Source organism: Marinifilum breve (genome assembly GCF_003202155.1).
Lineage (GTDB): Bacteria > Bacteroidota > Bacteroidia > Bacteroidales > Marinifilaceae > Marinifilum > Marinifilum breve.
The window spans coordinates 409,120-429,177 of record NZ_QFLI01000002.1 but is presented as its reverse complement, the minus strand read 5'-3'; the positions used below and the strand labels follow the sequence as shown (position 1 = coordinate 429,177).

The following is a 20,058-nucleotide window of genomic DNA, read 5'->3' as shown; positions in this document are numbered from 1 at the left end:
GATTACAATGTAAAAACATTCAATTTAGAATCAATCTAATTGGAGGGAGTTCTGTTTTTATAAAAAATGGATGATTGAGTGAAAAACACTATTTAACATGGGAATGTTAAATAGTAAGCTTATTGAAAAAATGAACTAGCTATACTAAGAACTTTTATACGAGATGGGAATTGATATAAAGATTAGAAATGTACAAAAATAAACAGCCTCGTTTCAATAAAACGAGGCTGTAGTATTTAGGCTTAATTTTTTAAGTTGATTTTATTCAAATGCAATCCATCAGATTGAATTCCACGTGCATATTTTACACCCGCTTTTCCGAATATCATGGAGTAGCCTATAGAATGATCTTGTGGGATTCCAATTAAGCCTCTTAGGCTAGGATCAATTTCTTCGATAACCCAAGTGATCATTCCATTCCAAAGAGTAGCAACTTTATTCGCATTGGCAGCAAATTCAAAATAAGTAAGGGTAATCAATGAATCTACTTTAGGTGAGGCATCTTTGGCTGGAGCAGTAGCAATAAGCATATGAGGAGCGTTTCTAAAAATGATATCTATACCAGCTTTCTCCCAAAGTTTTTGGAATGAAGCAAGCATAGCATATTTTTTAGGAAGGTTTCCTTCTGCAGATGCTTTTTTGATAGCATTATAAACCGCCTCACGGAAAATAATGATATCCTCTTTATTATCTATTAATGAAAATAAAACAGCATTATCGTTGTGGCCAGTTGGTGCATGTGATGCTGTTTCCATTAATTCCTGAATCAATTCCTGATCCAAATCTTCATCTTTAAATTTACGAACCGATCTTCTGGTTTTAATATGATTATTCATGGCCTGAGCCGATGGTATATCATCTTTACACGAAACTGAATCTTCAGGTTTTTTACCTAATATTGAAATAGCAGCCGTTGGGCAAATGGCCAAACAGTGCTGACATTTCATACAATTCCTTTCTTTCTCTTTAGCAATGGAAGCCTTGGGTGTAAGGTTGATAATTCCTACCGGACAATCCTCTTTACATAGGCCACATTCAATACACTTGTCTTCTGCAACTTTAAAGTCGATCATTTCTTTTGATTTTCAATTCTTCTATTTTCCAAATGGAAATTCGCGACAAAAATAGAATACTTCTTGCACAATGGCTATAGGAATCTCGGTAATTTTGAATTGACTTTGTAGTATAAAAAAACCTGCCCAAGTGGACAGGTTTAATATCTTTAATGTTGTAAAGTTTTAGAAAGCAACAGATACTCCCAATTGGATTACAGAGTTTTGAACTTTAGCATCATCTGCATCAATAATATTTGATAGCCCTAGATTGTATCGTAAGCCTAAGGCAACTTTTTCAGATATATCATATTCAAAACCAAGAGCTAGACCAAAATCAAGATCTTTCATTGCATCATCTATATCTTCGGTGATAGTTGTACTACCAGAATCAGATTCTCCTTCAGAACTTAAGTGAATACCAATTTGAGGACCTGCTATAGCATGAAATTTCTCAGCTAATTCAGCTCTAAGTAACAATGGAATGTTAAGGTAGTTTGATTTCCATTTGACATCAGAACCGTTACCATCCGCTTTAAAACCTTGTCGAGAATATACCAATTCAGGTTGGAATGCAAGTTTTTCATCAATAGCAAATCTTGCGAAAGCACCTATGAAAATATCAGTTTTCATATCTGTATCATCAACGTCATCTCCTTTGAAATTTGCAAAGTTTAAACCTCCCTTAGCACCGAATTTAACATCTTGAGCAAATAAACTTGTACCAACAAATAGTACAGCAACTAGTAGTAAAATTTTTTTCATGTGATTTGTTTTTTTAATTAGCGAAGTAAACATACAAAATAAACTTGTTTTGTGTTATGGTGTATAATATAAAATCAATTTTGATTGATGAATAAATTATAAGTGTTTGTCAAGATGTATATTCTTTATGTCAATTTATAAGTAGAAATTATATCATATGCTACTTCCTGTATCGACTTCTTTTTACCTCATGTTTCCTTGACGAATTTATGTTGATCTCATTTTCCTCTGTTGTATCAGGATCATCGCTTAGGTAAATGGCTTCTTCGCCAGTAGAGGTGATTTCCAAAACTTGACCATATTTTTCCGGAAGACCTAATTCTATGGCCGCTTTCCATTCTCCATGACCAAAGACAGCAATTTCTTCATCCTTTTCCAGAACTCCCTCTTTGCATCGTAAGGTTTTGTTAAACCCAAAGAAACCGGTAGTATCAATTCCTTTACTGTTTAAGTAAGACTCTATATTTTCGGTCGGATCATTCAAAAAACCTGATTTGTACTTGGCATCCTCAACAATGTATGATTTTAAAAGAGTATCGTTAATATAAGCATACTTGCTGCCATCTTTAATTACGTATTTGCAGTGTCTTTCCTCATCAACAAGGGTATCCCATGTCGAACTTTTCCCAGTTGACCTTTCTTGCTCAATCAATACATGATAAAGAGAGCATTTTCGTCCGGTAAGAGGAGCAATTAATGGAGTGTCAACAAATTCTACTTTCCCTACTATTCTGGCTGTTTCTCCACTTCTGAAACTAGATAGTCTTTTAAGTTCTGAATTCTTTAGTTTACGCTTGATGATTGCTTTTTTACTAAAGAAAAATGCCAATAAAAATACGATGGCAATTATCGCTACAAAGGCAATGATGATTGTTTGTTCCTGCATTCTAATCTATTTGTTATTTGAATTTACTTAGCTACGTTGCATTTCACAATTCCTTTCTTCTCTGAAGCCAGATAAAGGTTGTCTTTGTTGTCAACAATCATAGGTATGAAATTACAACCTTTTACCAGTTCCTCGATTCCTTTTATTTGTTTTGCTCCCTTGTTACTGTAAATTTTAATTCGTGTAGGATCTTTCTCTACGGTAACAATAGCACCATTTGATAGGGTAGCAACACTTACAGGATTACAACAACCATGAAAATCACCCAACTCTTTTCCTCGCTTGCCAAATGCCATTAAACTGTTTCCGTTGTAATCGAAACCCTGAACTCTAAATGCTCCTAAATTGGCTACAATAATTTCCTTTTTTTGATTTACAGAGAAATCCAAAATGCCGCAGCATGCTCGCATGTCGTCTATCTCCTTTAAAAGCTCGCCCGATGTTCTATCGTGGATCTGAATCTTTTTTAGTTTGCAATCCGATACGATTAGATGTTGATCTACAACACGACTACCCGAAGCAATATGAACTCCTGATAGTTTGTATTTGCCAATTGCTTCACCTTCTTTCGTGAAAATTTGGCACTCTACTCCAACAGGCAATTCTTTTGATATCATTCTGCCTCGAATCTTTTTCTTTATGAGTTTCATTTCGCATGATAGGATATAGATATTGTTTTCGATATCCACAGAAATTGCCGTAGGTTTGCCTGAAATGGAAGGCTTAAATCGTTTTGCAATTTTTCCTAATTCATCTAAAATTAAGATGGTTCCATCTTTTTTAAGGGCGCAAAGCTGATTGTTTGTAAAACTTGCCAAATAAATTACATCCAGAATTTGTTTCCCTTTGTATGCTTTATCTACTTGGTACGAAACCGGATTAACTCCATCCATGATTTTATCCAAACCGATCTCTAATCGGCGCATATTTTCCACTTTGTTAATTAATTGGGCGACATAAGGCTGTTTCTTTAAATCAGGATGCAAATCTTTCACCAATTCGTATAGTTCCTCATAGGTTTTAAATAAGGTTTCTTCTTTCACCAGGTATGCTGAGAATTGCGCTTTTGGATTCTTCTGCATAAAATCCTTTTTGTATTTTTTTAATGCTGGATTTCGCTCTTTTCTATTGAGTTTCATTATTGGCTTTCTGCCTTTTTCGTATCGCTCATAATCATCATGAATAACTGATCCTGTAATTTTGGCATTTTTAAAATCATTAACAGATCCTTCAAGTTTCATTTTTACATTCTCGAGCATAATCGTTTTTCTCGGAGTAGATTTAATTCCCAATCCTTTTGCCTTTAGACTTAACATGCCTTGAACTAGATTGGGGTAGTTGCCTGTAAAACAAAAATTTCCATTCTCAATTTTACTGGTGTCTCTTTGAAAACCATTTTTTGTAAATGCGAGTAATACAATTTCTCCTTTGTTTATGCCTTTTATATGACCGTTAAGAACAAAAGTGACGGTGTTCTTTTCGATGGCTTTACCAGTAATAGATAAAGTCATCAGAACTGTTACAATTAATAGGATTCTTTTCATGTTTTGGGTGTTTTGATTTGTGATTTGGTTATGAGATTATCTAATATTCTAATTCGCGTTTTGTTTTGCGTTGTTTAGTTTTAAAATAAGAGTTTCAATATTTTTATTGCTTGGTCTTGGGGCATTTTGATTTACTACTTTGCCCGATTTGTCTATCAATAAAAAATGAGGTATTCCCTGGATATTGTATCTTTTGCTAAGTGTTTGATAATCCTCATCGGAGAGTAAAACATTTATTCCAATGATATCTTTATTTGCAATTGCAGTTTCCCATTTGTCTTTATTCGTTCTACAGGCTAAATAAACAAACTGAACTGGCTTGCCATTTAGTTTCTTTTTCAATTTTTGGGAAGGCTTCATTTCATATAGGCATGGAGCACACCAAGGCGCCCAAAAATCAACATATAATATTTGGCCTTTATTCACATCAATAAGAGAATCTAGTGCTGTATGTTCGCTTGGTTTTACAGTTGAGCTATTTTTCTTTTTAAGAGTGAGTTTATTGTATTCTTTGTGTAGGTGATTTGCTATGTACGAATCTTCAATAAAATCTTTAACGGCGGAGTAAGCTGTTGATGAGTTTTGTGGTGTTTGCTTGAAATTTTGAATGGTAAATAAATACAAAAGCATATCTCTAGTTATCCCAGATGAGCTCTTATCTATGTAGTTTGCTTGTTCAGAAAAGTAGGAGTTAGGGACATTTGCATTTTCTTTGTTCTTGCGAATGTCAAAATCGATCTCTCTTAGTTCTTTATCTTGGAATAGATATAGCTTAAGCAACTCTTTAAGTACATCTGATTGTTGTAAAACAAAGAAATTACGATTGTTCATATTGTAATTTTCCAGAAAGGAGAAATAATTTTTTGGCAATTCATTATCTTCTGTTTTAACGTTATTCATCATAGGATTTGACCACCAATAGCGCATTAAATCATCTAAGTTTCTGAATTGGTTTTCTGTATTAAGAATGTCGTAATACAATGGTCCTGCACCAAATTCTTTTCCAAATTTTTCAATTATACTTTTAGTATTACTCTCTATTTTAGATATGAAATTCTTAAATTCCTCAGGTGATTTTGTCTTTGTTGCTTCATCAATAGATCGCCTAAGAGATCTTGTGTATAAAGAGTCGCTCGCCCATTCTTGAAATTTTCTAATTTTATTATAGTCTTCTTTTATTGTACCGCTTATTTGGATATAATCTTCTTTTGATATTGCTTTTCTTGACTTATCATTCCAAATATTCGCATCAATGGTGAAATGTAAACTATCACCAGGACTAATTACGAATGGAAACCATTTATTATAAATTCCCCAACAAAGACAGGGACTTATAAGTTCGGCTTCATATCTAAATTTACCGGTAGAATCTATTTTAATCTGTTTGAAGGGAGCTGATTGAGCAAAAATATCAGGATGTAATATTTCGATCCATGTTTTATTTTTGTGTTGGGATAAATTGATTACTTCGCCGCTTATAATTGCTTTGTTTGCTTGCAAAGGTTTGGATTGCTTGCAAGAAGGCAAGCTTATTATCGAGATTATGAAGAAAATGTAAAGAAGGTAATGTCTCATAAAATTAATCTGAATTAAAGTGATATTTTTTAATGCAATGACCATAGTTGTGAATTCCTAAAATGGTCTACAATTCTATATTTATTTTACATCAATTTGTTAAATGTACACAACATCTATTCTTTAGGCAAGAAATCATAAAAATTAAAACGAAACTTTTAGTAATATCAATTTATTTGATATAGGATTAACAAAAATAATGTTAAAATATTTGTTGGTTTCTTATAATAATTATAACTTCATTATCGTTTTTAAGAAAGAATATGTTGGATAGAGGCGATAGGTGAATTCTAAAATAGACTTATTATGCTACTACAAATGAAATTTGACAACCAACTGCTGCTAACCGTAAAATCCCAAGATACAGGATAATGTGTCGTTGTGGTCTGCAAGGGATAGAAATACAACTTGATTTTAGGTGTTAATAAAGGGCTTGGATTTATTAGAAGTGCAATATGTGAATATAAAATGCGCTTTAAACTTTTTCTAAGGAGGTGTGTATGTAATTTACATGAGGGTAAATTACATATTTGAGACCTTTTTCATAATTAACAAAGTGCATAGGTATTAGCCTGAGGTGTTGTACATTTATACAATGTTCCCGGAATTTCATCCGAGAGGTATGTATGTAATTTACAGGTGGTGTGTATTTTCATCCGAGGCCATTGTACATTCATACAATGTGCTCGGAATTTCGTCCGAGGGGTATGCATGTAACTTACAAGGGGTGTGTATTTTCATCCGAGGCCATTGTACATTCATACAATGTGTTCGGAATTTCGTCCGAGGGGTATGCATGTAACTTACAAGGGGTGCGTATTTTCATCCGAGGTCATTGTACATTCATGCAACGTGCTCGGAATTTCGTCCGAAGGGTATGTATATAATCTACAAAGCCCATTATATAAGGAAAACTATCATAAAACAATGTTAAATATAAGAGTTAGATAATGGAACTTGTGAAGCGGTATGTGAATCGGGTTCTGATTTTCAATTTTAAAATCAATAAATATGCCTTATTTGGTTTATCCTCGATCTGATCTGGGAAGATTAAAATTACTTGATCGGGTTACTGTAACTGCATCTAATGATGCAGAATTGGGTAAAGGATTTTTACCTGCTGAGTTGTTGACTGATATTGAAACACAAAAAAGTGCTTATCAGTCGGTGTATGACAAGTTTAATGCAAGTTTGTCTACAAAGTCTAAAGAAGTCCGAGAGAAGCAGGAATGCTTTTCGAAACTGGATTTATATGTGCGAGATTTTTTCGATGTTCTTAAGCGTCGTACCATTCGTCTTGAACATCCAGCCGAAATTTTGCGTTTTTACAATGTTGCTATCAATGGTGAGTTGCCAGATTTTAGAAAAGATGAAGATTTGCTAAAAACAAGTGAGAACATTGTAAAGGGAGATGTGAATGCTATTGCTGCAGGATTTCCAGCCATGGCAAACCCATCGGCTGAAGAAATTGGAGATGTGCTTACCGCTTCTCAGAAAGAGATGGCTGAGATTGTGCCTGCTGATCGGGCCTATGAAATGGTTCAAAAGGAGTTGGACCAAATGCGTGAGCCTATTGATGATTTGATTCGTGAAATTGCCGATTACATTCAATTTGCAGTGCGAAAAGATAAATCTTCTAATGTACGAAGAAAGATGCGTACATATGGTTTCCGGTATCAGTACCTGAAGAATGAACCGCAAGATGAAGAAGAGGTAGAAACGGAAACTGCTGAAAATAAATAGTGAACCAATGGGCATGGAAACCCAAAGGTTCACTAATGTCGAAAAATAAATGTGCTCTGTTGGTGTTTTTAAAAAACCTATGGTAAATGTCAGTAAACCAAAAAATGCAATGCATAAAAACACAACAGAGCCATTTGCTTTGTAAAGCTAATAAATAAAGTTAAATCATCGAAAAATAAAACAATAGAAAATTTACAGATTAATTAAAAAATTACAGGAGCAATATAGGTGGATTTGCTATTGACATTCAGCTTACTCTTTAATTTCTTTAAAATATAATTCATTGATAAAAATATACCTTTAACTGATTATAAAAGAGATGAATCTACAATTGATACGATACAGCATGTCGGAAAGCTCTACATTGGGCATGTTGTTTATTGATGGGTATTTTTCATGTTATACCCTCGAAGATGCAGCGCGTGAAGAGAAAATACCAGGGGAGACCTGTATACCTGCAGGGATGTATGGAATTACCCTGAGAACAGAAGGTGGACAAAATCATCGGTACAGTCAAAAGTTTCCGAATATGCACAAAGGAATGCTGCATTTGTTGAATGTGCCGAATTTCAAATACGTTTATATTCATTTTGGCAATACAAAGGAAGATACTGAAGGGTGTATATTGGTGGGTGATGGTGCCAATAACAATCAGATAGAAGAAGGTTTTGTTAGTAGCAGTGTTAAGGCATACCAGGGCATCTATAAGATTATTGTAGATGCAATTGAGGATGGAGAAGGAGTTTGGATCGAGATTTTAGATGGCATTCCTGCTAAGAACAATCAAAAGCAATTGACAAATGCTGTTGTAGCTGCCGATAAGCTTAATTTAAGAAAATCGCCAAGTGGGGAAGTGGAAGGTGTTCTAAATCAAAAAACACCAACCAAGGTTCTCGAATCGCAAGATGGTTGGAGCAAGGTGTTGATTGAAGGTTGGGTTGCCGAGGAGTACTTGGAAGAATCTTGAAATATCAAAAAACAGGAAAGTAAGTTCCGCTAGGCTATATGCTTTGGCGGATTGTTTTGTTTATGGATGCAATTGCAATCGATAAGCTTTGAAAATGATATAATCTTAATAACAACAATACAATTGTAAAAAATGAACCGAACATGAATTTTAGCATTCTAAATTGCGCACACGAGAATGATTAAATTCATCGAGAGTTCCATTTAGCCAAAAAATAAAATTTAAACAGATGAAACTGAAAATTCTAATGCTCTCTTTATTGGTTTGCAATATTGCTTATTCGCAACAATTTAAAACACTTGTAATCGAAAAACAACAGGTCGACGAAAACAATCAAATCTTTAAAACAGGGAATGCTTTTGTTTATGATTATGAGATTATAGATAATGGTGAAAAATACAAGCTGAGTGTTAATAAAGGTATGCATGCGGGTAGTGGTTTTGAGCTAATTAAGGAGGGTTTAGATACTACAAATTTGAAGATTCAGTTGCTTGTTCCCAAAGTAAATGCAAAGACTAGAACCAATAAGAATCAAACTGAAATTTATTACATATTTGAACCAAACTATAACTCTTTTAACAGGACGGGAATTGTTGAAAATTCAAATAATACATGGATTCACCCACCAAGGGAAGGATTCTTTAGAGCCTTGGAAACCTGTCCGTTTCCTTTCGTGAAACTTCCGTTACAAATAGGTAAGAAGTGGAGCGATAAAATGAAAATATCCAATTCCTGGAGCCATGAAAAATGGGGTGTTTGGAATGGCAAATTGATGTTGAATTATGATTATGAAATAGCTAAAAAATTAAAACTTAAGACTGCTATGGGAGATTTGGAGTGTTTTGTGATTAATGCTAGTGCAAATTCAGATATTGGCAAGTCTTATTTAAAGATGTATTATTCTGAAATGTATGGATTTATAAGGCTAGAGTATACAATGGCAACCGGTTTGCAGGTAAATTTAAATATGGAGAAATGTAGCAGTGGGAATGATTTTAACGACCTGCAAGCGGTTCTTAGCTATATGATGAAGTGTAAAAAGAAAAATGACAGTAATGTAAACTAGGAAGCTATAGAGAAAAATACAAAATACCTCAGTCTGAGAAATCTGTTCTGACTGGGGTATTAGTTTATATTTTAACAAATAAAAACAGCAACAGTGAGGTGTGGTGAATGTGCCTTCAATTCAATTTAGCAAACTTGGATTCAATCTTTACCAACCATTTTTTTCTTTTTTCCTCCGAAACCATTTTTACCATATTCAGGCTGATCCATTTTCGATTTTTGTAGCCCATTTTCCAAAATGTACCTCTTAATAGTGATTTCTTAATTGCATTCCCAAAAAGGAATCGATACACAATACCTGGTGTATTCATGGTGGTGACTACGCTTACACTTTTAAGGTGATGTAAAAGAGGTTTCATACCTAAACCATTTTCCTTGTATTGATAGGCAAGTCCTGGAAATAGTACCTTATCGATAAATCCTTTGGTAAGTGCTGGCATTAGTTCCCACCAGATTGGAAATATAAATACCAAATGATCGGATTTTTCGAGGCGGGACTTGTATTCCAGTACCTTCGGATCGACTGGTTCACGATTGATAAAGGCCAAAAGATCATCACTGCTCATTACTGGGTTAAAATCATCTTTATCAAGATGAATCAAGTCTATTTCATGTTGTGCTTTGCGAAGTCCTTTTTGTACCGATTGCAATATTGCATTACAGTAACTGCCATCATAAGGATGGTTGAATACGATAAGTGTTCTCATAATTTTATCTGATTTGTACAGTGACAAAACTAATGGGAACAACAAGGGCGAAACGATAACAATTGTTAAGAAATAACTATCGGCGATTTCTGATTCTACTTAATGAAACGGAAGTGATGCCCAAATAGGAGGCGATGTAATGTTGTGGTACACGTTTTAAAATTTCTGGATTGATACGAGTAAGTTCCTCATACCTTTTTTGAGGGCTATCTTTAATTCGTGACAAGAATAAATTTTGATAAGCTAACAGGCGTCGAATAATGACATCTTCCATTGATTTTTTTACAGATGCATTATTCTCTAATATTTTTTGAAAATTTGATTTGCTTACCATTATAATCTCACAAGCTTCAATGGTTTCTATACTAAACTTACTTGGTTGATTTAACTGAAAACTTTCTATAGACGAAACAGATTCTCCTTCAAAAAAAAATTGAAAAGTTATGTCTTTTCCATTGTTATTAAACCACAATCGTGCACAACCTTTTATTATCATGAAGATTTTTTTTGAAATTTCACCTTCTCTCAATAGCGTTGTTTTAGCAGGGATATCAATTTTTTCAAAAAAACCTTTAAACTGATCTTGATATAGAATATCTGAAGTTGTTAAATTTTCCATGAGGCAATTTTCTTGTCAGAGCTGATAAATGTAAGAATCTTGCCATTCTGATGCAAAAATTACATAGAAATGTATTGGTAACAAAAAGGGAATTTCACTTCTGAAATTCCCTATTATATTATTTATTGATCTGTTTTTGATTTATTGCAAAGCCACTTTTACAGATTCGGCAATAGGGGTTGTAGGTCTTCCTAAAATTCTCGAAAGCTCATGAGAATTGTTGAACAGGGCATCATTTGAAGCGCTGATGTCGCAGTTCGCCAATGCCTTTGCAAATCCCCCAGGAAGCCCGATATTTTCAAGAATATTTGCAAACTCTTCCTCCGGTAAATTGTTGTAAGGAATGTTTTTCCCAGTCTGACGAGAAATTTCTTCTGCCAACATACTTAGGGTGTAAAATTCATCACCTGCCAGTTCATAAGTTTTACCCTTATGTGTTTCGTCAGCAAGTACCATTGCGGCAGCTTCGGCATAATCTGCACGAGCCGCTGATGAAATTTTCCCTTCTCCAGCACTTCCTAGAAATGCACCACCTCCAACAGCTCCAGGAACAGATACTGTGTAGTTTTCGTGGTACCATCCGTTTCTTAAAAGAGTGTGTTCAACACCAGATTCTTTAAGGATTTTTTCTGTTTCCACATGTTCAGGTGCTAAAACGATATCGGTTGTGTCTGCATGGAGAATGCTGGTGTAAACAATCCAATTCACATCAGCTTTTTTAGCTGCGTCGATTACGTTTTTATGTTGCTGCGTTCGTTGTCCAATTTCACTTCCCGAAATCAATAGAAGTCTGTCAATACCTTTTAATGCATTGTCTAAAATTTCAGGTTTGCTGTAATCAAATTCACGTGCCTCAATTCCCAATGCAGCGGCTTTTTCTGTGTTACGTGCTAATGCTACTATATTTTCTGCTGAAACTCTCTTTTTTAATTCTTCAATAACAATACTACCCAATTGTCCTGTTGCTCCTGTAACTGCAATTTTCATATACTTTGTTTTTAATGATTTGTATTTTTAAATCTTACACTACAAAAGTATAGGAGCGTGCAGGAGTAGGAAAGGTAAAAAAGTTCTCTTGAATGGTAAAAATAGGTTTAGAGCTGTTTTTGGTATTCAGTTGGTAGCATATTTACTCTGTTTTTGAAGTATTTGGTGAAATTGGTTGGGTCTTCGAAGCCAATTTCGAACGCAATTTCCTTAATTGAAAGGGTTGTATAACCTAATAGTCGTTTGATCTCTAAAACCAATCTGTCTTCGATAAATTGCTTGGCATTAGCGCTTACAAATAACTTAATGGCAGCGTTTAATTGTTTGGTAGTAACATTTAATTCATCGCAAATATCACCTACACGTAACTTGTAGGAAATTTTCTCTTCTACTATTTTTTTGAAGCGTATGTACAAATCAAATGAATCGTTACATACGATATCTACTCTTTGTCGCTTGTTTCGTTCAAGTTGGATAAGGAAGTTTTTCAGAAGATTCCGTTGGTAGTCTGATGTATCGAATAGATCATCTTTATTTTGCTCGATAATCATTTCTTGTAATAGGCTATACACCTCCTTGTTGGCAATATTGCTGACAGGTTTTATCGAATGGGTGAAAATAGAGTAGTCGTAAAGGTATTGGTAATCCATATCTCCCTTAATTATAAAGTCAGGTTTAAATAGCAATGCATATCCATCGGCTTGATCATTGTCTGAGAATCGTTGAACTTGTCCCATGGCAACAGGAATTACAGTGTTCTCTGAGTAGGCGATTTTCTCAAAATCCACTTCGTGTACACCTCTTCCTTTGGTAAAAATTAAAATCTGATAGAAGTTCAATCGGTGTGCTTTGTGATTATTCCTTTGTGAATGTTCTAATATTCTTTGCAAAGGAATTATTTCTAATCCTAATTTAGAGCTTTTGTTGTTGAAATTATATTTGGGTATATTGGTTTCACTCATTAGCGATTCTTGTTTTGATTTTAATCTTAAAAATAACAAAAGAGTCAGTTTAACCGACTCTTTTATATTAGATTTATCTAATCTTCCTTTTTTCCCTTTTCCATAACCAAACCCATTTTACTCATTACATGATCATAGCCATTCTTTGAGTGTGGTAAGGTACATTCGCTACAATTTTTGATACCATTTTCGGTATATGAGAAATTTCCTCCACATTTATCACCTAACATGTAAAGTGGGCAAAAGCAGAACAGGCAATTGAATTCACTTTCGTTTTTCACTTTATGGCAAGGGAAATATTCACATTTTGTATTCTGTACAAATTTGTAATTTTCTGACATGATTGCTTCTTTTCTTTTCCATTAAAACTGTTTACAATATTAAGTTTTTTGATTTTGATTATTTCAAATTGAAACAAGTTTAATAGCATATTAAAAAGCTCAAGGAAGAATTTTCTTCAATGAGCTTTAAGGAATCAATTATCTGTTAAATTCTCGATATTGTAGCACTCAGATTAGCAAGGTAGAATACCTCGAAATATGGGTTTGTAGCTTCGCTATAAATGCGTTTAACCAATGGACTGTGTTCCAAAATTTTTTCTTTCACCTCCATGTGATTTTCAAATATTACTTTGGCATTAAGTCGTATCCAAGACATGTCTTCTTGGGAAGCACATAGTTCTATTGAGCTGTTTTGTTGCAGTTCTCTGTATACTTCTTTTTGATTAGAGGTACAGAACCATAACTTTCCATCATGCTCAAACATAAATTGGAATGGACGAAGTTTTGGTTTATGGTCGAGACCAATTGTAGCTAAATACTGAAACTTCGATTTGATTAAATAATCGATATATTCTTTCATTATTTGAGATTAGAAATTGAATTTTCCGTTGTTGTTTTTTGCTTCTGAATTTGGTGTGATTTTTTCTATGGTGTCCCAATGTTCAACGATTTTACCATTCTCAACTCTAAATAAATCGTAAAAGGCAACTTTCTCTTTCATGAAAATTCCTTCTGATACAGACAATACGAAATTGCCTTCGCCCAGAATAATATGATTTTTCTCGTAAACCATAGGCATTCCTGCTTCGGCTAAAGCGCTTAAAGCCTCAGATAATCCTGCCAAACCATCTTTTACTGCTGGATTGTGCTGATCGTATTGCTCCGTTGAGATGTAATCGGTGATTTTATCTGGATTTGCTCCTAGGAAAACATCCTGAATTAAATTTTTCACAAGAAGTTTGTTGTCATCCGTTGCATCAAGATTTTTTAGCTCTGTCGGACCATCAATTTGTGTTCTCCCCGAAGCTGTTTTATTTACTTTTTCCTGTAAATTGTCCCAGTGTTCAACAATTAAACCATTTTCGAAACGGAAGATGTCAAAACCAATTTTAGGACCGAAAAAGTTGTATTCGGTATGCGCAAATACATAGTTTCCATCTCCAAATACTCGAACGGTGTTTACCTTTGGACTTAAGGAAGGATCAGTTTTCGCAGCTTCAGTCAATTGTGTCAATACTGCTCCAAAACCTTCCAGACCATCGCCAACAGCTTGGTTGTGCTGAATATATTGGTTTGGATTGATGTATTCTACAGGTTTTGTGGCGCCGCTTTCAATCGATTTTAAAAGATCTATCACTTTTTGCTTGTTCCTAATCTCCTCACTTGCATTGCTATTATCACATGAAAATAGAAGCGTTGTTAATGCCAATACTAATACTAAATTCTTCATAGTTTTTTGAATTAAAATTTGTTGCTGCAAAGATGAGGTGGTATCAACATTCAGGAAAGGTAATTTTAGGACAATGAATGGTAAAAATTGAATGTTTTTTGAATTAGGCAATCAATTATAACCAGAAAAAGTACATGCTTATCGGAGAATAATTGCAATGATCTAAAAATCGCAAGATTCCAATCAGTTTAGACATGTAATCATGCAATATCACCATATATTTGCCTTAATGGGAAAAAATTAACTATTAATACTTTTAAAAAATGAACACTAAACTAAGGAGTATAGGAAGAGTTTTTACTTTAGCTCTTCTTATTTCATGTACTGTGTGGCAAGCTACAGCACAGGTAAATTATAAAACACGAGAAGAAATTCCAGCGAAATACAAATGGAATTTTTCTGATATCTACGAAAATTGGGAAGCTTGGGAAGCTGATTTTAAAGCCATTTCGGTAGATATGGAAAAAATTCAAGGTTTTAAAGGTAAATTGGGAGAGAGTTCTGAGAATTTAGCAGAAATGTTGAAGATTCAGGAAGATTTAATGAAGAAGGCATACAAAGTATACCAATTTGTTTCGTTTCAGAGTACTGTTGATCAAAGAAATATGGAGCTAATGGCTAAGCTTCAGAAAGTTCAGTTGCTATTCGCACAATTTGGTGTGGCTACTGCTTGGATCTCACCTGAGATGATTCAGATTCCAGAAGCTACAATGAAAGAGTGGGTTGCTTCAAATCCTGCTTTAAAAGATCATAAATTCGACTTATTGGACATGTACCGTTTGCAAAAGCATGTTCTTAGCGAAGAAATGGAGCAATTACTTTCTTATTACTCACAAGTAACTGGTACTGCTGGTAGTGTATTTAAAGCTATTTCAACTGCTGATATCGAGTTCCAGGAAGTAGAATTGTCTGATGGTAAAAAAGTAAAAGTTACACCAGGTGTTTACTCACAAATTGTAACCAACAACCTTAACCAGGAAGATCGTAAGAAAGCTTACGAAGCATTGTACGATGTGTATTACAAGAATAAAAACACATATGCAGCCATTTACAATGGTATTGTTCAGGCAAACTGGGCAGGTGCTCGTGCTAAAAACTATGAATCATGTTTAGATGCTAAATTGGAGGGAAATAACATTCCTAAGGATGTTTACTTGAACTTGATCAAGACAGTGAAGGAAAACACTGCTCCAATGCGCAAGTATGTAGAACTTAGAAAGAAAGTTTTGGGTCTTGAAAAATACTATGGCTTTGATGGTTCTATCAGCTTGACTGATTTTAATAAAAACTATCCATATGAAGATGCTGTTGATGTAGTTGTTGAGTCGGTTCTACCTTTGGGTAAAGAGTACCAAGCTAAATTGAAAAAAGCAACTGAAAGCGGTTGGTTAGATGTATACGAGAACCCTGGAAAACGTTCTGGTGCATTTTCAGCAGGTGTTTATGGTGTTCACCCATACATGCTATTGAATTATGATGAAACTTTGGATTATGTGTTTACTTTAGCGCATGAGTTAGGACATACAATGCACACAACTCTTTCTAACGAAAATCAGCCATTTGCTACGCATGGTTATACCATTTTTGTAGCCGAGGTTGCATCTACTTTTAACGAGCGTTTGTTGTTGGATCACATGATGGAAAATACCAAAGATCCTAATGAGAGAATTGCTTTGTTGACTCAAGCTATTGAAGGTATTATTGGTACTTTCTATGCACAAACCATGTTTGCTGATTACGAATATCAGGTTCATTCGATGGTAGAGCAAGGAAAACCTGTTAATGCTGAGATTTTAACGAATGTTTGGGGTGGTATTGCCAACGAGTATTATGGTGATGCTACAGAAAAGACCAAGTATTCAAACTATCCTTGGACAAGAATTCCACACTTCTACAATTCACCATTCTATGTATATCAATATGCAACTTGTTTTGCTTCATCGGCGAAGTTATACAAGGATGTAATGGAAGGTGACAAGAAAGATAGAAAGGCTGCTTTGGAGAGATATTTGACCCTATTGAAATCAGGAGGTAATGATTTCCCAATGGAGCAGTTAAAAAAAGCTGGTGTTGATTTGTCGAAACCAGAAACCATTATGGCTGTTATCAATCAGTTAGATGAATTGGTTGATCAATTGGCTGCAGAACTTGAAAAAGTGAAGAAAAGCTAATTAATTAGCATTATAAATATAGAAAGCAGCTCACATGAGCTGCTTTTTTTTTCTGAAAGTTTTCAAAATCTTAATGAAATAGATAAGGGTACTCTGTACCTTAATATTCGTTAAATTATCAAGTTATCTATAATTGTCAAGCTGCTTTGCACCTAGGTAATACTCAATTCTCTTCAGAAAAGCAGCAGAGCTGCGTAAGCTTTGTAGGTTGATAGTCTAAAAGATTTGGGCGGTGCGGAGCACTGTAATTTTTATATTTGTTATTGGAATTCTAAAGCTAGTCGATCTACCTCCATGGTCTGTTCATACTCCTTTACTGCTTGTAGTTGCATGTTTAAGTAATGCTGTCACTAGTTTATTAGCTGTTACTGGTACTTTAAAGCATTCCGATGGTGCGCGATAATAAAGAACTGTCGGAATATCATGGATAAATGGCGGAATGCTTTAGGCTAAGGCCGGAACGTCATTGGCTAATGTCGGAGCGTGATTGGCTAAGGCCGGAATGTCATTGGCTAATGCCGGAGCGTGATTGGCTAAGGCCGGAATGTTATTGGCTAATGCCGGAGCGTGATTGGCTAATGCTGGAATGTCATGGGCTCTGCTCGGAACATTATTGGCTAAGGTCGACAAAAGATAGAAAATGGAAGTCGAATTAGATCCTTCTCTTACTTTATGCGACCTAAAATTTTGTCCATTACCCATGCGGTATGGCTGGCCGACTTTCCGGTAGATGGATGAATAAGCTTTCCAAGAAGGTGTTCTCTCATGTTTTGAACATGATACAGTTGTATGTTTTCAGGATTCTCGATGAATTCTTCCTGAATGCCATTTTCATTTTCCAATTGGATAGGGAATTCATCGAAAACCGAAAATGTCAATTTTCCCTTGCTTCCATATATTTCAACCTTATCTTCTCGTGTATTACAGCCAAAATTCCAGCTTCCACTACCGGTAATTCCATTTTTATGTATCCAACAAGCTGTAATAGCATCTTTTGCAGGATAAAGGTTTTGCTGATTTGTAGAGATTCCTGATGCATTTTCAATATCACCAAGTAAATAGGTAAATAAGTCTAAACCATGACTTGCCAAATCATCGAAATATCCTCCTGGAGCAATTTGCTTATCGGTACGCCAGTTGTATTCTCCCGATAGATCCAAAGGGTTTGCGGCCTTATTTAAATGCCAACTAATGTGTCTGATTTCACCAATTGAATTGTGGTTGATCAATTGTTTAAGCTTATTAAATCGGGGAAGAGAACGTCGGTAATAGGCTACAAAAAGAGGTAAATTCTTTTTTTCGAAAGCATTTGTAATTTCAATACAATCGGAGTAGGATGGAGCCATTGGTTTTTCGATGCAACAGATTTTTCCAGATTCAGCTACTTTTAATGCGTATTCTTTGTGAGAATCGGGAGGGGTGGCAATGTAAATCCCATCAATATCATTGTCATGAATTATTTCATCGGAATTTGTGGAAAATTTTGTGATGTTATGTCTTTGTGCATAAGAGTGCAACAAGTTTTCATTACGACGCATTACAGCTAAAAGTTCAAATCCTAAAGTTTTTTGATAAGCTGGTCCGCTCTTAATTTCCGTAACTTTACCACATCCTATAATTCCCCAACGTATGATTTTATCTGACATATCTTATCTTTTTATGTCACGAAGATAAATGTTTTTTGGATATTGAATAGTAAAGGGATTATACTAAAACAGCACCGATTCAAAATGAACCGATGCTGTAGTTGATATGCTAAATGAAAGGTAAAAAACAATAAGAATGTGACCAGATCATTTGATTGAAGAACCACCAACAACCTTTATACCCACTATCGATCTGGTCACTTCATCCCACTATATTATTTGTTCCAACCTCCGCCTAAAGCTTTGTAAAGCTCAACGATGGCATTTAGTTGTTTAAATTTTGAATCAATCATGTTGATTTCTGAAGAAAGAGCATTACTTCTGGCAGTAAGAACTTCCAGGTAAGTTGTATTTTGGTAAGCATTGTTTAACAACTCTTCCGAGTAACTTACTGCTTCAGTCAATGCTTGTAACTCTTGTTTTCTGATTTCATATTTGTTTTGCTCACTCTCATAGCTGTATAGTGCATCAGAAACCTCTTTGCTGGCAGTTAATACCGATTTTTTGAAATTGTGCTTGGCTTCGGCTTGCTGTGCTTTGGCAACTTCATATTGTGTTCTAACTCTTCTTTTGTTGAACAAAGGTTGAGTTAGGTTTCCAACAATATTGCTGAAGATTGCTCCTGAATCAAACCAATCATCAAAATTCATACTTTCTAAACCAGCAGTAGCACTAAGGCTAATGGTAGGATAGAAGTTGCTTCTAGCCACATTCGTAAGTTCAAAGGCATTCATCAATCCATATTCAGCTAGCATCACGTCAGGACGGTTTCTTAGCAACTGAACAGGAAAACCTGTGTTTAACTCGATTTTGATGTCTTGGTTAGCAAGTTTACCTCTTTCAATCATATTAGGGTTTCGTCCCAATAAAAGTGAAATGGTATTCTCCAAAAGGTTCACATTTTGTTTTAAATCCAGAAGTAAAATCTGAGTGCTGTACAATTGTGCTTCAGTTTGCTTTACTGCAGCTTCGGTAACTTGTCCGGCATCTTTCAAACTCTTCATGGTCTCCAGACTTTCCTTTCTGGTTGTAACGGTTCTTTCTGTTACTTCAACCTGAGCATCCAATGCTAACAGTTGGAAGTATGCAGATGCCGTATTGGCAATCAAAGAACTTTCAACAGCTCTTTTTGAAGCCTCACTCTGTAAGAAAGAAGCTTGAGCAGCTCTTTTGTTACTTCTGATTTTACCCCAGATATCAGCTTCCCACGAGATGGTTCCATTCAATTGGTAATTCTCGTAGTTTGGACCATTACCACCAGCTGCTACGCCAGATTGGCTATTATCTGATAATTCATAGTTTCCGCCGTTCGCGCTTAGATTCAAGCTAGGCAAATAACCCATTTTTCCTTGCTTGTAATAAGCTTCTGCTGCATTAACACGCTCCACAGCCATTTGCAGATCAAGGTTTGAATCCAGAACCTCATTAATTAGAGTTTTTAATTGATCATCGGTAAACAATTCTTCCCAAGGCATGCTTGCCAATGTTGTAGAATCGTTCGTGCTAATATTTCGGTACTGATCCTGAACTTCTATTTCAGGTTGTTGATATTTCTTGGCTACAAAACACGATTGTAATCCTGTGCTTGTAATGGCAAGAAACACCAATCCATATATTAATTTTTTTGTATGTTTCATT

Annotated in this window: 18 protein-coding genes; 4 read left to right on the top strand and 14 right to left on the bottom strand. The window is 35.0% G+C overall.

What is annotated here, in order from left to right:
• Positions 1–242 precede the first annotated feature (242 nt).
• The 5 genes from DF185_RS05860 to DF185_RS05840 form a co-directional block, all read right to left on the bottom strand.
• The gene (locus DF185_RS05860; protein WP_110359803.1) at positions 243–1,073 is read right to left on the bottom strand and encodes a nitroreductase family protein; all 831 of its coding nucleotides are present in this window, start codon (positions 1,071–1,073) and stop codon (positions 243–245) included.
• Between the two features lie 165 nt (positions 1,074–1,238).
• Positions 1,239–1,817: a porin family protein gene (locus DF185_RS05855; protein WP_165835954.1), complete on the bottom strand. Its 579-nt coding sequence runs from the start codon at positions 1,815–1,817 to the stop codon at positions 1,239–1,241.
• Between the two features lie 160 nt (positions 1,818–1,977).
• Positions 1,978–2,703: a hypothetical protein gene (locus tag DF185_RS05850; protein WP_110359801.1), complete on the bottom strand. Its 726-nt coding sequence runs from the start codon at positions 2,701–2,703 to the stop codon at positions 1,978–1,980.
• 23 nt (positions 2,704–2,726) lie between these two features.
• Positions 2,727–4,247 carry a DUF4369 domain-containing protein gene (locus tag DF185_RS05845; protein ID WP_110359800.1) on the bottom strand — a complete coding sequence of 507 codons (1,521 nt, stop codon included), beginning with the start codon at positions 4,245–4,247 and terminating at the stop codon, positions 2,727–2,729.
• Positions 4,248–4,295: 48 nt separating this feature from the next.
• Positions 4,296–5,747 (bottom strand): TlpA family protein disulfide reductase, encoded by a 1,452-nt coding sequence (locus tag DF185_RS05840; RefSeq protein ID WP_165835953.1) that lies wholly within the window; start codon positions 5,745–5,747, stop codon positions 4,296–4,298.
• Positions 5,748–6,833: 1,086 nt separating this feature from the next.
• Here DF185_RS05840 and DF185_RS05835 point away from each other — a divergent pair.
• The 3 genes from DF185_RS05835 (at position 6,834) to DF185_RS05825 (ending at position 9,598) form a co-directional block, all read left to right on the top strand.
• Positions 6,834–7,565, top strand: a complete 732-nt coding sequence (locus DF185_RS05835; RefSeq protein ID WP_110359798.1) for a hypothetical protein — start codon at positions 6,834–6,836, stop codon at positions 7,563–7,565.
• A 319-nt stretch (positions 7,566–7,884) separates the two neighbouring features.
• Complete coding sequence (locus DF185_RS05830; protein ID WP_110359797.1) at positions 7,885–8,532, top strand: DUF5675 family protein; 648 nt, start codon at positions 7,885–7,887, stop codon at positions 8,530–8,532.
• A gap of 229 nt (positions 8,533–8,761) precedes the next feature.
• Positions 8,762–9,598 carry a hypothetical protein gene (locus tag DF185_RS05825; protein ID WP_110359796.1) on the top strand — a complete coding sequence of 279 codons (837 nt, stop codon included), beginning with the start codon at positions 8,762–8,764 and terminating at the stop codon, positions 9,596–9,598.
• A gap of 115 nt (positions 9,599–9,713) precedes the next feature.
• Here the strand turns inward: DF185_RS05825 and DF185_RS05820 are convergent, their stop codons facing one another.
• The 7 genes from DF185_RS05820 to DF185_RS05790 form a co-directional block, all read right to left on the bottom strand.
• Positions 9,714–10,304 carry an NAD(P)H-dependent oxidoreductase gene (locus tag DF185_RS05820; protein ID WP_110359795.1) on the bottom strand — a complete coding sequence of 197 codons (591 nt, stop codon included), beginning with the start codon at positions 10,302–10,304 and terminating at the stop codon, positions 9,714–9,716.
• 76 nt (positions 10,305–10,380) lie between these two features.
• Entirely contained in the window at positions 10,381–10,923 is a 543-nt protein-coding gene (locus DF185_RS05815) for a Crp/Fnr family transcriptional regulator (RefSeq protein ID WP_110359794.1), read from the bottom strand.
• A gap of 141 nt (positions 10,924–11,064) precedes the next feature.
• Entirely contained in the window at positions 11,065–11,910 is an 846-nt protein-coding gene (locus DF185_RS05810; RefSeq protein WP_110359793.1) for an SDR family oxidoreductase, read from the bottom strand.
• 107 nt (positions 11,911–12,017) lie between these two features.
• Complete coding sequence (locus DF185_RS05805) at positions 12,018–12,872, bottom strand: helix-turn-helix domain-containing protein (protein ID WP_110359792.1); 855 nt, start codon at positions 12,870–12,872, stop codon at positions 12,018–12,020.
• A 77-nt stretch (positions 12,873–12,949) separates the two neighbouring features.
• Positions 12,950–13,213 carry a cysteine-rich small domain-containing protein gene (locus DF185_RS05800; protein ID WP_110359791.1) on the bottom strand — a complete coding sequence of 88 codons (264 nt, stop codon included), beginning with the start codon at positions 13,211–13,213 and terminating at the stop codon, positions 12,950–12,952.
• A gap of 145 nt (positions 13,214–13,358) precedes the next feature.
• Entirely contained in the window at positions 13,359–13,733 is a 375-nt protein-coding gene (locus DF185_RS05795; RefSeq protein WP_110359790.1) for a pyridoxamine 5'-phosphate oxidase family protein, read from the bottom strand.
• Positions 13,734–13,742: 9 nt separating this feature from the next.
• The gene (locus tag DF185_RS05790) at positions 13,743–14,603 is read right to left on the bottom strand and encodes a nuclear transport factor 2 family protein (RefSeq protein WP_110360134.1); all 861 of its coding nucleotides are present in this window, start codon (positions 14,601–14,603) and stop codon (positions 13,743–13,745) included.
• A gap of 263 nt (positions 14,604–14,866) precedes the next feature.
• On the opposite strand from DF185_RS05790, the gene pepF reads away from it, so the two are divergent.
• A complete protein-coding gene (gene pepF, locus DF185_RS05785) occupies positions 14,867–16,774 on the top strand; it encodes an oligoendopeptidase F (protein WP_110359789.1) in 1,908 nt (635 codons plus the stop codon).
• Positions 16,775–17,439: 665 nt separating this feature from the next.
• On the opposite strand, the gene DF185_RS05775 is transcribed toward pepF, so the two are convergent.
• Positions 17,440–18,420 (bottom strand): Gfo/Idh/MocA family protein, encoded by a 981-nt coding sequence (locus tag DF185_RS05775; protein WP_110359787.1) that lies wholly within the window; start codon positions 18,418–18,420, stop codon positions 17,440–17,442.
• 215 nt (positions 18,421–18,635) lie between these two features.
• A complete protein-coding gene (locus DF185_RS05770; protein WP_110359786.1) occupies positions 18,636–20,057 on the bottom strand; it encodes an efflux transporter outer membrane subunit in 1,422 nt (473 codons plus the stop codon).
• Position 20,058: the final 1 nt, after the last annotated feature.